This window comes from Kitasatospora sp. NPDC050463 (genome assembly GCF_040655255.1).
Classification (GTDB): Bacteria; Actinomycetota; Actinomycetes; order Streptomycetales; family Streptomycetaceae; genus Kitasatospora.
The window spans coordinates 45,768-59,874 of sequence record NZ_JBFAJO010000021.1 but is presented as its reverse complement, the minus strand read 5'-3'; the positions used below and the strand labels follow the sequence as shown (position 1 = coordinate 59,874).

At 72.8% G+C, this 14,107-nt stretch carries 9 protein-coding genes; 2 read left to right on the top strand and 7 right to left on the bottom strand.

Annotation, left to right across the window (positions count from 1 at the left end; all coding sequences use genetic code 11):
* Window positions 1-25 precede the first annotated feature (25 nt).
* From AB0J08_RS15910 to AB0J08_RS15885, 6 genes are all read right to left on the bottom strand, one after another.
* On the bottom strand, window positions 26-742 hold the full coding sequence (locus AB0J08_RS15910) for an ABC transporter ATP-binding protein (protein ID WP_360633189.1): 717 nt from the start codon (window positions 740-742) through the stop codon (window positions 26-28).
* Window positions 739-1,584, bottom strand: coding sequence for an ABC transporter ATP-binding protein (locus AB0J08_RS15905; protein WP_360633353.1), 846 nt, complete (start codon window positions 1,582-1,584; stop codon window positions 739-741). Before AB0J08_RS15905 ends, AB0J08_RS15910 begins: the two co-directional genes overlap by 4 nt.
* A gap of 8 nt (window positions 1,585-1,592) precedes the next feature.
* Window positions 1,593-3,527, bottom strand: a complete 1,935-nt coding sequence (locus tag AB0J08_RS15900; RefSeq protein WP_360633350.1) for a branched-chain amino acid ABC transporter permease — start codon at window positions 3,525-3,527, stop codon at window positions 1,593-1,595.
* Between the two features lie 5 nt (window positions 3,528-3,532).
* Window positions 3,533-4,462 carry a branched-chain amino acid ABC transporter permease gene (locus tag AB0J08_RS15895; protein WP_360633186.1) on the bottom strand — a complete coding sequence of 310 codons (930 nt, stop codon included), beginning with the start codon at window positions 4,460-4,462 and terminating at the stop codon, window positions 3,533-3,535.
* Between the two features lie 192 nt (window positions 4,463-4,654).
* Entirely contained in the window at window positions 4,655-5,881 is a 1,227-nt protein-coding gene (locus AB0J08_RS15890; RefSeq protein WP_360633183.1) for a branched-chain amino acid ABC transporter substrate-binding protein, read from the bottom strand.
* Window positions 5,882-6,467: 586 nt separating this feature from the next.
* Window positions 6,468-6,947, bottom strand: a complete 480-nt coding sequence (locus AB0J08_RS15885) for a hotdog fold thioesterase (RefSeq protein ID WP_360633180.1) — start codon at window positions 6,945-6,947, stop codon at window positions 6,468-6,470.
* Between the two features lie 308 nt (window positions 6,948-7,255).
* Here AB0J08_RS15885 and polA point away from each other — a divergent pair, with 308 nt between their 5' ends.
* Window positions 7,256-9,955, top strand: coding sequence for a DNA polymerase I (polA, locus tag AB0J08_RS15880; protein ID WP_360633347.1), 2,700 nt, complete (start codon window positions 7,256-7,258; stop codon window positions 9,953-9,955).
* A gap of 323 nt (window positions 9,956-10,278) precedes the next feature.
* Window positions 10,279-11,457 carry a DUF3103 family protein gene (locus AB0J08_RS15875; RefSeq protein WP_360633177.1) on the top strand — a complete coding sequence of 393 codons (1,179 nt, stop codon included), beginning with the start codon at window positions 10,279-10,281 and terminating at the stop codon, window positions 11,455-11,457.
* 57 nt (window positions 11,458-11,514) lie between these two features.
* On the opposite strand, the gene hrpB is transcribed toward AB0J08_RS15875, so the two are convergent.
* Window positions 11,515-14,046 carry an ATP-dependent helicase HrpB gene (hrpB, locus tag AB0J08_RS15870; RefSeq protein ID WP_360633174.1) on the bottom strand — a complete coding sequence of 844 codons (2,532 nt, stop codon included), beginning with the start codon at window positions 14,044-14,046 and terminating at the stop codon, window positions 11,515-11,517.
* Window positions 14,047-14,107: the final 61 nt, after the last annotated feature.

Genomic DNA, 14,107 nt, shown 5'->3' with positions numbered 1-14,107 from the left:
GCCCCTGGTTGGTCGTACGGGCGGGTCAGTCCTCGCCGAGGTAGGCCTTGCGGACGGACTCGTCGTGCAGCAGGTCGGCGCCGGTGCCCTTGAGGACGATGCGGCCGGTCTCCATCACGTAGCCGTGGTCGGAGAGCGAGAGCGCGGCCTGGGCGTTCTGCTCGACCAGCAGGATGGTCGTCCCGCCGGCCTTGAGTTCCACGATGGTCGCCATGATCTTCTGCATCATCAGCGGGGAGAGGCCCATCGACGGCTCGTCGAGCATCAGCAGCTTCGGCTGGGACATCAGCGCGCGGCCCATCGCGAGCATCTGCTGCTCGCCGCCGGAGAGGGTGCCGGCGGCCTGCTTGCGCCGTTCGCCGAGGATGGGGAACAGGCCGTAGGCGCGTTCCACGTCGGCCGCGATGCCTGCGGTGTCGCTGCGCAGGAACGCGCCGAGCAGCAGGTTCTCCTCGATGGTCATGCGCGGGAAGATGTGCCGGCCCTCGGGGGAGTGGGCGAGCCCGAGCGCGACGATCTTGTGGGCGGGGACGGTGGTGAGGGGTTGGCCGTCGAAGGTGACCGTGCCACCGGTGGGCTTGAGCAGGCCGGACAGGGTGCGCAGGGTGGTGGTCTTGCCGGCGCCGTTGGTGCCGATCAGGGTGGTGACCTCGCCCTGGTTGACGGTGAAGCTGATGCCCTTGACGGCTTCGATCTTGCCGTAGGCGACGCGGAGGTCCTTGACCTCGAGGAGTGCGGTCACTGGTCGGTCTCCGTTGCTGCGGGGGCGGTGCCTTCGAGCGGTGCGCCGAGGTAGGCGGTGATGACGCGTTCGTCGCTCTGGACGGTCTCGCGGTCGCCTTCGACGATCTTCTGGCCCTGGACCAGGACGGCGGTGCGGTCGCACAGGTTGAAGATGAACCGCATGTCGTGCTCGATGACGAGGATGGAGACGCCCTTGTCACGGATGGCGAAGACCAGTTCCTCGGCGGCCCGGGTCTCCTGCGGGTTCATGCCGGCGGTGGGCTCGTCGAGGAGCAGCAGGCCGGGCTCGGAGGCGAGGGCCCGGGCGATCTCCAGCTTGCGCTGTTCGCCGTAGGGGAGGTTGCGGGCGAGGTGCTCGGCCTTGTCGGCGAGTCCGGTGAACTGGAGGAGGTCCATGGCGCGGGCGCGGCTCTCGGCCTCGGCACGGTGGTAGCCGGGGCCGCGCAGGATGGCGGAGAAGATGCCTTCCTTGGTGCGGCTGTGCCGGCCGACGAGGACGTTCTCCAGGACGGTCATGTTGGCGAAGAGCCGGATGTTCTGGAAGGTGCGGGCGATGCCGGCCTGGGTGACGAGGTGGGGCTTGGGGGGCAGGACGGTGCCGCGGTAGGAGACGCGTCCTTCGGTGGGCACGTAGAGGCCGGTGAGGCAGTTGAAGAAGGTGGTCTTGCCGGCGCCGTTGGGGCCGATCAGGCCGATGATCTCGCCCTCGCCGACGGTGAGGGAGACGTCGTTGACGGCGGTGAGGCCGCCGAACCGCATGGTGACGCCGGAGACTTCGAGCAGGGGCTTGGCGGGGGCGGGGCGGTCGGAGACCGATGCGGGGGCGTCGGTGGTGGTCATCTGGCTGGTCACGCCCCTGCCTTGGTGAGGGCGACGGTGTCGCCGGTGAGCTGCGTGGGGATCGCGGCCTCGTGGAACTCCAGCTGGCGGCGCCGGTTGGGGATGAGCCCCTCGGGGCGGACGCGCATCAGCACGATGAGGGCGATGCCGAAGGCGAGCAGCTGGTAGTTGGAGAGGAATTCGAGCTTCTTCGGGACGAGGAAGAGGAGGGTGGCGCCGGCCAGCGGGCCGCTGATGGTGCCCATGCCGCCGAGGATGACGGCGGCGAGCAGGAAGGCGGAGTTGGGCGGCAGGGCCTCGGCGAAGGTGTACTGGTCGGGGGTGACGGTGTAGCTGACGTGGGCCTGGACGGTGCCGGCGAGGCCGGCGAGGCAGGCGCCGAGGGCGAAGGCGAGGAGCTTGAGCCGGAAGCCGTTGATGCCCATGGCTTCGGCGGCGGTCTCGTCCTCGCGGATGGCGACCCAGGCGCGGCCGATGCGGGAATTGCCGACCCGGGCGAAGACGAGCACGACCAGGGCGGTGACCAGGAGCATCAGCAGGTAGTAGTTGGAGAACCGGCCGAGTTCGACGCCGAGGACGGTGTGCGGCTTGCCGAGGTCGAAGCCGAGGATCTGGAGGTCGGGGATCCGCGGGATGCCGTTGGAGCCGTTGGTGATCTTGGGGCCGGTGGTGCCGTTGAGGTTGAGCATGGTGATGCGGAAGATCTCGCCGAACCCGAGGGTGACGATGGCGAGGTAGTCGCCGCGCAGCCGCAGGGTGGGGGCGCCGATCAGGACGCCGAAGATCATCGAGACCACGGCGCCGGTCAGCATCGCGGCCCAGAACGGGAACTGGACGTGGATCGGCGAGGCGGGGGAGCCGGAGACCAGGGCGGCGGCGTAGGCGCCGACGCCGAGGAAGGCGACGTACCCGAGGTCGAGCAGACCGGCCAGGCCGACGACGATGTTGAGGCCGAGGGCGACGGTGGCGAAGATCAGGATGTTGGCGGCGACCGAGGTGTACTGGTCGCTGGTCTGGGTGAACGGGAAGCCCGCGGCGGCGGCGAAGGCGGCGCCGGTGGTGACCGGGCGGTGCTTGACGGTCAGCGCGCGCAGCCGGGCCAGCAGGCCGGCCTTGCCGAGTGCGGAGATCACGGCGGCGGCCAGCAGCAGGTAGGCGATGAAGAGCTCGCCGTACTCGGTGTCGATGCCGAAGGTGATCGCGAACAGGCCGACGGCGAAGGCCGCGACGATGAGCAGGACCTCCACCCAGGAGGGCAGTTCGCGGGCGGCGGGCAGCGGGCGCTCGACGGTGCCGAGCCGGAGCCCGCTGTTGGCGAGGTGGCCCAGCTGGAGCAGCAGGACGGCGCCGGTGGCGATCACGAGGGCGCCGGCCAGGGCGGTCAGCACCGGGGCGACGGGCTTGTCCTCGGGGATGGCGTGGGTGGCGAACCAGGCGATCGGGGCGGCGGGGACGAGCAGGAAGAGCCGCCGGTCGAGGATCCGCAGCGGCACGTGGGTGCGCCGGTCGAGCGGGAGGCCGAGGGTGCCGGCGAGGGCGAGCAGGGAGCCGAGGGCGGCGACCCAGCCGCCCGGTTCGAGGTTGGCGAGGCCGCCGAGGTCGACCGAGATGGCGATGACGGAGAACCAGCTGACGGCGAAGGCGCCGGCGGCGGCGAGCAGGACGGCGTTGTTGCTGCGGGCGGGCGCGATCCAGCGCAGGCCGGGGACGCCCTGGGTGGCGAGCAGCACGGCGAGGGTGAGCAGGCCGGCGGTGAGGGCGAGCCATTGGAGGCCGGCGGGGGAGCCGTAGTAGGTGAGGTCGCCGGGGAACTCGTCGGTCCAGGTCCAGGACATCAGGGCGGAGGCGGCGGTGGCGACGGCGCCCAGGCCGGTGAGGAGGGCGGCGGCGCGGGCCGGCAGCGGGACGACCGGGGTGGTCTCGGTGGTCGAGGTGGTGGTCATGGTGCTCACGCCCTGTCCGCGACGCGTTCGCCGAGCAGGCCCTGAGGTCGGACGAGCAGGACGAGGATGAGGAGTACGAAGGCCCAGACGTCCTTCCAGGCGCCGCCTCCGAAGAGGTGCATGCCGGGCAGGTGCTGGATGTAGCCGGTGGCGAGGGCTTCGGCGAGGCCGAGGGCGACGCCGCCGAGCATGGCGCCGTAGATGTTGCCGATGCCGCCGAGGACGGCGGCGGTGAAGGCCTTGAGGCCGAGGATGAAGCCCATCCGGAAGTCGACCTGGCCGCTGCGCAGGCCGTAGGCGACGGCGGCGACGGCGGCGAAGGCGGCACCGATGGCGAAGGCCATGACGATGATCCGGTCGGTGTCGATGCCCATGAGCTTGGCGGTGTCGGGGTCCTGGCTGGTGGCCTGCATGGCGCGGCCGGAGCGGGTGCGGGTGACGAACCAGCCGAGGGCGAGCATGCAGAGCGGGGCGGCGATGATCAGGAAGATGTCGCTGCGCTGGATGGTGACGGAGCCGAGTTCGAAGGGGTCACCGGGGATCTTGGGGAAGACCCGGGCCTTCTTCGCGTCGGGGTAGAACGAGAAGACCAGCTGCTGGAGGACGATCGACAGGCCGATCGCGGTGATCAGCGGGGCGAGCCGGGGGGCGCTGCGCAGCGGCCGGTAGGCGAAGCGCTCGGCGGCGACGGCGGTGAGGGTGGAGACCAGGATGCCGGCGATCAGCATCAGCGGTAGGGCCAGCCAGAGTGTGGTGCCGCCGGGGAGGGCGAGGTAGGCGGTCAGGGCGCCGAAGCCGCCGACCATGACGATCTCGCCGTGGGCGAAGTTGATGAGCTGGACGATGCCGTAGACCATCGTGTAGCCGATCGCGACGAGCCCGTAGAGGGCGCCGAGGATCAGGCCGTTGGCCAGCTGCTGCGGTAGGTCGTGCACCGCTGGGCCTCCGTTGTGCGTGTGGTGGGTCCGCGTGGGTGGTGGATGTGGGGGCGCGCGGGGGCACTCGTGGCGCCCCCGCGCGCTTTGTTCCGACGTGCTGCGGCTGTGCCGACGTGCGGTCGGGTCAGCCGTTCGACGTGCCGACGTGCGGGCGGCTCGGCCGTTCGGCCGGGCCGCCGCGCGGTCGGGTCAGCCGCTGAAGGTGCCGGACTTCTCCACGGCCCACTTGCCGTCCTTGACGGTGTAGACGGTGAGCTGCTTGTTGGTGGTGTCGCCGAACTCGTCGAAGGAGACCTTGCCGGTCACGCCGTCGAAGGAGATCTTCTGGACGGCCTCGACGACCTTGGCGCGGGGGCTGTCGGGGAGCTTGCCGCTGTTGGCGGCCACGACGGCCTTGACGCCCTCGATGATGGCCCAGGCGCTGTCGTAGGAGTAGCCGCCGTAGGTCTCGTAGGCGTCCTTGTAGCCGGCCGTCTTGTAGTCGGCGATGAACTTGGCGGCGGTGGGGAGCGCCTCGACGGGCAGGCCGACGGCGGTGGCGTAGTCGCCCTGGCTCTTGGGGTTGAGCTTGATGAAGTCACCGCTCTGGATGCCGTCGCCGCCCATCAGCGGGATGTTGACGCCGGCGTCCTTGAGCTGGAGGGAGAGCGGGCCGGCGGCGGGGTACTCGCCGCCGTAGTAGACGGCCTCGGCGCCGGAGTTCTTGACCTTGGTGACGACGGCGGCGAAGTCGCGGTCGTCGGGGTTGACGTGCTCCTCGCCGACGATGGCGCCGCCCTGCTTGGTGAACTCGCCCTTGAAGGTGGCGGCGAGGCCGGCGCCGTAGGTCTTCTGGTCGTCGATGAGGAAGACCTTGGTCTTCTTGGCGTCCTTGGCCAGGAACTGGGCCGCGAAGGGGCCCTGCACGGCGTCGGTGGTGGCGGTGCGGAAGTAGGACTTGAAGGGGCGGGCCTTGGTGCCGCTGGCCCACTTCTCGCCCTGGCTGAGGGCGACGCCGGTGTTGGCGGGCGAGATCTGGACGAGGTTGGCGTCGTTGAAGATCTGCTGCATGGACTGGGCGACGCTGGAGTTCAGCGGGCCGACGACGCCGATGACGCTCTTGTCGGCGACCAGCTGGGTGGCGTTCTGCTGGCCCGGGGCGGGCTTGGCGGTGTCGTCCAGGGCCTTGATCTCGAACTTGACGCCCGGGACCTCGTTCTTCTCGTTGGCCTGCTTGACGGCGAGCTCGACGGAGTTGCGGATGCCGAGGCCGAGGGCGGAGAGGTCGCCGGTGAGGGGGGCGTCGACGCCGATGGTGACGGTGGTGGCCCCGGCGTTGCCGTCCCCGGACTTCTTCTCGCCGCGGGATCCGCAGGCGCTGATGCTGAGGGCGCCGATCACGGCAATGCTCACGACAACTGCTGAACGGTGACGCACAGGGGTCCCCTTCGGTTCAGGAGGGCGCCGCGCCTGAGTGGCGGGAGCCGGGATGCGCGGTGGGGCTGGCCCACTCCGGTGGCGCGGTGACTGGCCGTGACTCTAGATGCCCCTGGGCGGCTCGGGCAGTGGTGTGGCGAGGCTGTGATTCTCTTGTTATGAGCACACGGAGCGACCGTCTCACCATGTGGTCGTTCCGGTTCGATCGATCCCGCACCGTTGGGCATCTACTCGCCGGTAGGTTGATGTAAGGGCCAGAAATGCAGGTGACTCCTGGCTTCACCGATAATCGGACACGACTGTCCGCAGTACAGGTGTCGGGCGTGTGCGTCCGAATATCGGACAATCGAGCGGGTGGTCACGAGTTTCCGGGTCGATGCGGCCCCGGAGGCGGTCGAAAGCTCGGATTTCCTGCTTGTTACGCAGTGTTACATCCTTGAAAGTGTGCGAAAACGCGGCCGCCCCCTTGTTCGGATCAACGCCTGCCCAGGGCAGTCGAAGGTCAAACAAGGGGGCGGACAAGGGAATTGATGACCGGTCGGCCCGGCTGACGCGCCATTGGCGGGCCGGCCGGGGCGACGGGGCGTCAGAGGTCGCGGAGCATGCAGGTCAGGCGGCAGCTGGTGATCCGCTTGCCGGTGTCGTCGGTGATCGCGATCTCGTACGTGGCGGCGGTGCGCCCCTTGAACACGGCGGTGGCGACCCCGGTGATCAGGCCGGAGGTGGCCGAGCGGTGGTGGGTGGCGTTCAGGTCCACGCCCACCGCGTACCGGCCGGGGCCGGCGTGCAGCATCGCGCCGACCGAGCCGAGGGTCTCGGCCAGCGCGGCCGAGGCGCCGCCGTGCAGCAGTCCGTACGGCTGCTGGTTGCCCTCGACGGGCATGGTGCCGACCACCCGGTCGCCGGAGGCCTCGACGACCCGGATGCCGAGCTTGTCGCCGAGGCGGCCGCCGGAGAAGGTGGCCGGGTCGACGCCGAGCTTGGCGAAGTGGTCCAGCACCTCCTGCGGGATGTTCAGGGCGGGAGCCGCGTCGGTGGTGGTCGCCTCGGGGGCCGCTTCGGTCATGGGGGAGCTCCTGCCGCTCGGGGTCACGTCGTCGTGCTGCCTGTGATCGTACGACCGCCCTACTCGGCGGTAGTGATCGCGTCGGGGGGTTGGCGTGGCGGGTCCGTCGTGCCCCCGCCCCGTGTTCGGCCCGCGGGCACGGGCGTCCGCGCGCGCCTCCGGGCCCGGGGTTGCGCGGCGCCCCTTTTGTCGGTGCCGGGCCATAGGATCGGTGGCCGGTAGTGGAATCGGCAGGAACGGACGTTGACGTGGCTACGCAGAGTACGGACAAGGGCGCGGCGGGTGGCGGCGGGGCGCGGCCCCGGCTGATGCTGCTCGACGGGCACTCGATGGCCTACCGGGCGTTCTACGCGCTGCCCGTGGAGAACTTCAACACCTCCACCGGCCAGCCCACCAACGCGGTGTACGGCTTCGCCTCGATGCTCGCCAACACCGTCCGGGACGAGCGGCCCACCCACCTCGCGGTGGCCTTCGACCTCTCCCGGCAGACCTTCCGTTCCGTCGAGTTCCCCGACTACAAGGCCAACCGGGCCAAGACGCCCGACGAGTTCCGCAGCCAGGTCGGCCTGATCGGCGAACTCCTGGACGCCATGCGGGTGCCGCGGATGACGGTCGAGGGCTTCGAGGCCGACGACATCATCGCCACCCTGGCCACCGCCGCCGAGGCGGCCGGCTTCGACGTCGACATCGTCACCGGCGACCGGGACGCGCTCCAACTGGTCACCGAGCACATCACCGTCCTCTACCCGACCAAGGGCGTCTCCGAGCTCACCCGCTACACCCCGGAGAAGGTCGCCGAGAAGTACGGCGTCACCCCCCGCCAGTACCCCGACCTCGCGGCCCTGCGCGGCGACCCGTCCGACAACCTGCCCGGCATCCCGGGCGTCGGTGAGAAGACGGCCGCCAAGTGGGTCAACCAGTTCGGCTCCTTCGACGAACTCGTCGCCCGCGCCGACGAGGTGAAGGGCAAGATCGGCGAGAAGCTGCGGGACAACCTGGACTCGGTGAAGCGCAACCGCGTCCTCACCGAGCTGGTCCGCGACGTCCAACTCCCGCTCGGCGTCGCCGAGCTGGGCCGCGCCGCGTTCGACCGTGAGGCCGTCGCCGCCCTGATGGAGTCGCTGGAGTTCCGCAACGCCAACTTCCGCGACCGGGTCTTCGGCATCGACCCGGCCGCCGTCGAGCCCGAGGCCGCCGCCGAACTCGCCCCCGGCGTCGAGGTGGACGGCGAACTGCTCACCGACCCGGGCACGCTGGCCGAGTGGCTGCGCCGGCACGCCGACGACAAGGCCCCGGTCGCCCTGGCCGCCGTCTACCAGTGGGCGCTGGGCGCCGGCGAGGTCACCGAGATCGCCTTGGCCGTCGGCGAGTCCGCCGCCTGGTTCGACCCGGCGCTGCTCACCGAGGAGGACGAGCGCGCCTTCGCCGCCTGGCTCGCCGACCCGGCCGCCCCCAAGGCCCTGCACATCGCCAAGCAGGTGATGCGCGCCTTCGCCGAGCGCGGCTGGACGATCGAGGGCGTCGTCGCCGACACCGCCCTCGCCGCCTACCTGGAGAAGCCCGGCCGCCGCACCTTCACCCTGGAGGTGCTCGCCGAGGAGTACCTGGCCCGCTCGCTCGCCCCGGCCCCGGTCGCCGAGAGCGGCCAGCTCGCCTTCGACACCCCGGAGGAGGGCGACGGCGTCGACGCCACCGCCGCCCGCGCCCAGGCGCTGATGCTGCAGGCCCGCGCCGTGCTCGACCTCGCCGCGCTCTTCGACACCCGCCTCGCCGAGGTCGGCGCCACCGAGCTGCTGCGCGACATGGAGCTGCCGATCGCCGCCCTGCTGGCCCGGATGGAGCGCACCGGCATCGCCGCCGACCGCGCCTGGCTCACCGGCCTGGAGGCCCAGTTCGCCGCCGAGATCCAGCGCGTGGTGGAGGAGGCGCACGCCGCCGCCGGGCACGAGTTCAACCTGGGCTCGCCCAAGCAGCTCCAGGAGATCCTCTTCGGCGAGCTGGCCCTGCCCAAGACCAAGAAGATCAAGACCGGCTACACCACCGACGCCGACGCGCTCACCTGGCTGGCCACCCAGACCGACAACGAGCTGCCGGTCATCCTGCTCCGCCACCGCGACCAGGCCAAGCTGCGCACCACGGTCGAGGGCCTGCTCAAGACGGTCTCGCCGGCCGGGCGGATCCACACCACCTTCAACCAGATGGTCGCCGCCACCGGCCGGCTCTCCTCGCAGGACCCGAACCTGCAGAACATCCCGGTCCGCACCGAGGAGGGCCGGATGATCCGCCGCGCCTTCGTCGTCGGCGCGGGCTACGAGGCGCTGCTCACCGCCGACTACTCGCAGATCGAGCTGCGCATCATGGCCCACCTCTCCGAGGACGAGGCCCTGATCGAGGCCTTCGCCACCGGCGAGGACCTGCATACCACCGTCGCCTCCCAGGTCTTCGAGGTCCCCGGCGACGCGGTCGACGCCGAGATGCGCCGCAAGATCAAGGCGATGTCCTACGGTCTGGCGTACGGCCTCTCCGCGTACGGGCTCTCCCAGCAGCTCGGCATCAAGCCCGCCGAGGCCCAGGGCCTGATGGACACCTACTTCGAGCGGTTCGGCGGCGTCCGTGACTACCTGCGCCGGGTCGTCGACGAGGCCCGCGCCACCGGCTACACCGAGACCCTGCTCGGCCGCCGCCGCTACCTGCCGGACCTCAACAGCGACAACCGTCAGCGCCGCGAGATGGCCGAGCGGATGGCCCTCAACGCCCCGATCCAGGGCTCGGCCGCCGACATCGTCAAGATCGCCATGCTGCGGGTGGACGAGGCACTGACCACCGCCGGCCTCAGCTCCCGGATGCTGCTCCAGGTGCACGACGAAATCGTGCTGGAGCTGGCCCCCGGCGAGCGCGAGCAGGTCGAGGTGATCGTCCGCGAGCAGATGGCCGGCGCCTACCCGCTGCGCGCCCCGCTCGACGTCTCGGTCGGCGTCGGCGCCGACTGGGAGGCCGCCGCGCACTGACGCGGATCGAAGAGGTGTGGGTGCGGCCCGGGTCGGGTCGCACCCACACCTTTTTCGCGGGCCAGTCCGGCACCGGTCGGGCGGTGCCGTCCGCCGGCCATCGAAGCCCCGTCTTCACGGAGGGGACGGCTCCCGGGGGTTGATCCGGCGTCAGGGAGCCTCTTCACTTGTCATGGCGCCGACGTCCTTGATCGTGGTGCGGCGCCGTTCGACCGCTCCGCCGCTCGCGCACCTGCTCCGACGCCTGACCTGCTCCACCCGCTCCACCCGCTCCGACGCTCCACCTGCTCCGACGCCTCACCCGACGAGTCTGGAGATCCCTCATGTCCGTGTCCCCTCCGCGGCGCGCCGTCGTGGCGCTCGCGGCCCTGTCGCTGCTCGCGCTCGGCGCCGGCCAGGCCGTGGCCGCCCCGGCCCCGGCACCCGCCCCGGCCGCTCCCGCCGCCCGGGTGTCCACCACCCAGGTGTCCGCGATCGAGGACGAGGTCGCCCGTGCCCTGGCCACCTCCCTCACCGACTCCGCGCTGCGCGACCGGCTGCGGTCCGCGACCGCCGGCGCGGCGTCCGGCGCCGCCGACCTCGGCCCGCTGGCCGCCGCCGCCCAGGGTCCCGCCGCCCGCGGGCTCGCGGCCACCACCGCGCAGGCGGACCGCAGGATCGCCGCCGCCAAGGGCCTCGGCGCCGACCTCGGCCCGCTGCTACGCGTCCAGTTGGCCGACCCGTCGATGCGGGCCGCCCTGGACGCGGGCGCGCCGCCGCTGGTGGCCACCGCCGTCGCCGACGACGACGCCCGCACCGTCCGCGCCTACGACACCGCCGGCCGGGCCCACGCGCTCGACGCCAAGGCGGTGCCCGGGCAGCCGGTCTACCTGGTCGACATCGACACGGCCAGGACGCTGGCCGCCGGAACGGCCGTCCTCCAGCGGGAGTTCGGCGCCCTCGGCCTCGACGCCACCGGCCTGGCCGTGCCGGCCTCCGCCGGCAAGGGCCCGAACGCGGCGCAGGCCGCCGGCGGCTGGTGGGCCACCAAGATCAGCGGCATCGAGGTCGCCGACGACGAGGAGCCCTGGTTCAAGGGCGCCGCCGAGATGTTCGGCCTGGTGACCGGCTTCGGTCAGGACGGCAAGGTCCGGGTCGACTCGGTCGCCATGCCGTACCTCCAGTACGACGGCACGGTGTACCACCCGAACCAGATCCTGGTGAACTGGTCGAACTACAAGTACAACCTGGCGGACGTCGTCCTGATGGAGGACGACGGCGACACCAACTACCTGGCGCTCGCCCAGGCCGTGGCCGCCGTCCTGCTCACCGTCGCCGACCAGGGCGCCTACATCCCGCTGGTCAACGCCGTCCTGGCGGCGCTGCCCACCTCCTGGTGGGTCGACGACCCGGACTACGTGGACTCCTGGTACACCCTCGCCCGCACCAGCTCGGGCCGCCTCAACGGGGCCCGCGGCAACGGCTGGATGACCGTCGAGCCGTACTTCGTCGAGCAGTTCTGACCGGCACGGTCCCGGCCGTCCGCGGGGGCCGACCCCCGCGGACGGCCACCCGGCCGGTCAGCGCCGCGCGTTGGTGCGCTTCGTCGGCTCGGCCGAGGTGGGGTCCTCCGGCCACGGGTGGCGGGGGTAGCGGCCGCGCAGCTCGGCCCGGACGGCCCGGTAGCCCTCGCGCCAGAACGAGGCGAGGTCGCCGGTCACCGCGGCCGTGCGGCCGGCGGGGGAGAGCAGGTGGACGGTGAGGGGGACGCGTCCTCCGGCCAGGGCGGGGGCCGACGTCCAGCCGAAGAGCTCCTGCAACTTGACCGCCAGCAGTGGGCGTCCGGTGGTGTAGTCGACTCGGATCTTCGAGCCCGACGGCACGGTGACGCGCTCGGGGGCGAGTTCGTCCAGCCGGCCTGCCTCGCCGGTGGACCAGGGGAGGAGGCGCTGGAGGGCGGCGGTGGTGTCGATCCTGGCGAGGTCGGAGCGGCGGCGGGCGCGGGAGAGTTCGGGTTCCAGCCACTCGTCGGCGCGGTTGAGCAGGGCCTCGTCGCTGACGTCGGGCCAGGGGGCGCCGATCGCGGAGTGGAGGAAGGCGAGGCGTTCGCGTAGGCCGGGGGTGGGCCAGGACAGGAGGGTGCTGATGCCCTCGCGGGACAGACCTTCCAGCAAGGCGTTCCGGACCAGTGTCGGGTCGGGGCGGGCGAGTGGCTTCTCGGTGAGTTCGACGGCGCCGAGGGAGTCGACCCGGCGGGAGACGACTTCGCCGCGTCGGGTGTCCCAGTGGACTTCGGCGCGGTTGGTGAGCAGGGGCGCGCCGGCGAGGCGGGCGGTGTCCTCGTCGAGCGCGGCGGCGTGCAGCACCCGCGCGGAGGGCGAGCCCGCGGGGCGGTCGGCGACGGCGACGGCCAGCCACGGGAGGGCGCCCAGCGCGGTGCCGGGCGCGAGTTCGGCGGCGGTGCCGGAGGCCATCAGGTACGGGCTGCGCTCGCCGGGCGCGGGCTTCTCCACCCGGGCCCGGGCGATCCGCTCGGGGAAGGCCAGGGCCACGACGAGGCCGACGGCCGCGGCGTCGGGCAGCGCGGTGGCGGGGGCGTCGCCGGCGCCGCGCAGCAGCCGCCGGACCTCCTCGCGCCAGCGGGCGGCGTAGGGGGCACGGGAGTCCCGGACGGTGCGCCACACCGCGCCCAGGTCGTCCCCGAGGGCGCGCGGGGGCTCCTCGGACAGCAGCGCGACCACCTCGGCGGCCCGGCGCGCGCCAACCGCCGGCGCGCCGTCCACCAGGGCGCGGGCGAGGCGCGGGTGCAGGCCGGTACGGGCGAGCCGGGTACCGCGCGGAGTCGCCCGGCCGTCGGCGTCCACCGCGCCGAGCGCCCGCAGGGTCTGCCGGGCGGCGGCCATCGCGCCGGCCGGCGGCCGGTCGGGCAGGGCGAGCCCGGTGGCGTCCGGGTCGCCCCAGCAGGAGGCCTGCAGCGCGAACGGCGTCAGGTCGGCGAGTGCGATCTCGGGGGTCGGGTAGCGGGCGGCGAGGGCGTCCTCGGCCTCCGCCCAGCAGCGGTAGACGGCGCCCGGTGCCTCGCGCCCGGCCCGCCCGGCCCGCTGCCGGGCGGCGGCCAGCGAGGCCCGGACGGTCACCAGGCCGGCCAGGCCGCGCGCGTGGTCGGTGCGCGGCTCGCGGGCCAGTCCGGCGTCCACCACCACCCGGACACCCGGCACGGTCAGCGAGGACTCGGCGACGGCGGTGGCCAGCACCACCCGGCGGCCGTCGCCCGCCGAGAGCGCCGCGTCCTGCACCGGCTGCGGGGCCCGGCCGTGCAGTTGCAGGACCTGGGCCGGGGCGTCCGCGAGCAGCCCGGCGACCCGGGCGATCTCGCCGACACCGGGCAGGAAGCAGAGCACGTCGCCCTGGCGCTCGGTCAGCGCCCGCCGGACGGTGGCGGCGACGTGTTCCAGCAGCGCCGGGTCGACCCGGGTGCCGTGCGCCGGACGGACGGCCCTGGGCGGCGGCGCCCACACCACCTCGACCGGGTGCGAGACGCCGTGCGCCTCGACGACGGGCGCCGGGCCGTCCGCGTCGCCGAGCAGTTCCGCCCAGGCCGCCGTGTCGGAGGTCGCCGAGGCGCAGACGATCCGCAGCTCCGGCCGCAGCGCCGACCGGACGTCCAGCAGGAAGGCGAGCGCGGTGTCGGCGTCCAGGTGCCGTTCGTGGCACTCGTCCAGCACCACCACGTCGACGCCGGGCAGTTCCTGGTCACGCTGGAGGCGCTGGAGCAGCACACCGGTGGTCACCACCTCGACCACCGTCCGCGGTCCGACCCGGCGCTCGCCGCGCACGGTGTGGCCGACCTCGGCCCCCACCGCCGAGCCGAGCAGCCAGGCCATCCGCCGGGCCGCCGCCCGCACGGCCAGCCGGCGCGGTTCGGCGACCAGCACCCGGCGGACCGGGCGTGCGCCGTCCTCGGTGAGCAGCCCGGCCAGGGCCAGCGGCACCAGCGTGGTCTTGCCGGTGCCGGGCGGGGCGGCCAGCACGGCGACCCCGCGCTCGTCGAGCGCGTGGTGCAGGGCCGGCAGGGCGGTACGGACGGGCAGTTCGCGCCAGGCGGGGTTCACCCGCACAGTCTCCCCGATCACGGCGGCCCCGTCCGGGGGCCGGGTGCGTCGGCGCAGCGGC

What these genes read in the sequence shown, in the direction of transcription:
- AB0J08_RS15905 (WP_360633353.1), bottom strand. Translation starts at nt 1,584, where the DNA reads ATGACCACCACCGACGCCCCCGCATCGGTCTCCGACCGCCCCGCCCCC.
- AB0J08_RS15900 (WP_360633350.1), bottom strand. Translation starts at nt 3,527, where the DNA reads ATGACCACCACCTCGACCACCGAGACCACCCCGGTCGTCCCGCTGCCG.
- AB0J08_RS15885 (WP_360633180.1), bottom strand. Translation starts at nt 6,947, where the DNA reads ATGACCGAAGCGGCCCCCGAGGCGACCACCACCGACGCGGCTCCCGCC.
- polA (WP_360633347.1), top strand. Translation starts at nt 7,256, where the DNA reads ATGCTGCTCGACGGGCACTCGATGGCCTACCGGGCGTTCTACGCGCTG.
- AB0J08_RS15875 (WP_360633177.1), top strand. Translation starts at nt 10,279, where the DNA reads ATGTCCGTGTCCCCTCCGCGGCGCGCCGTCGTGGCGCTCGCGGCCCTG.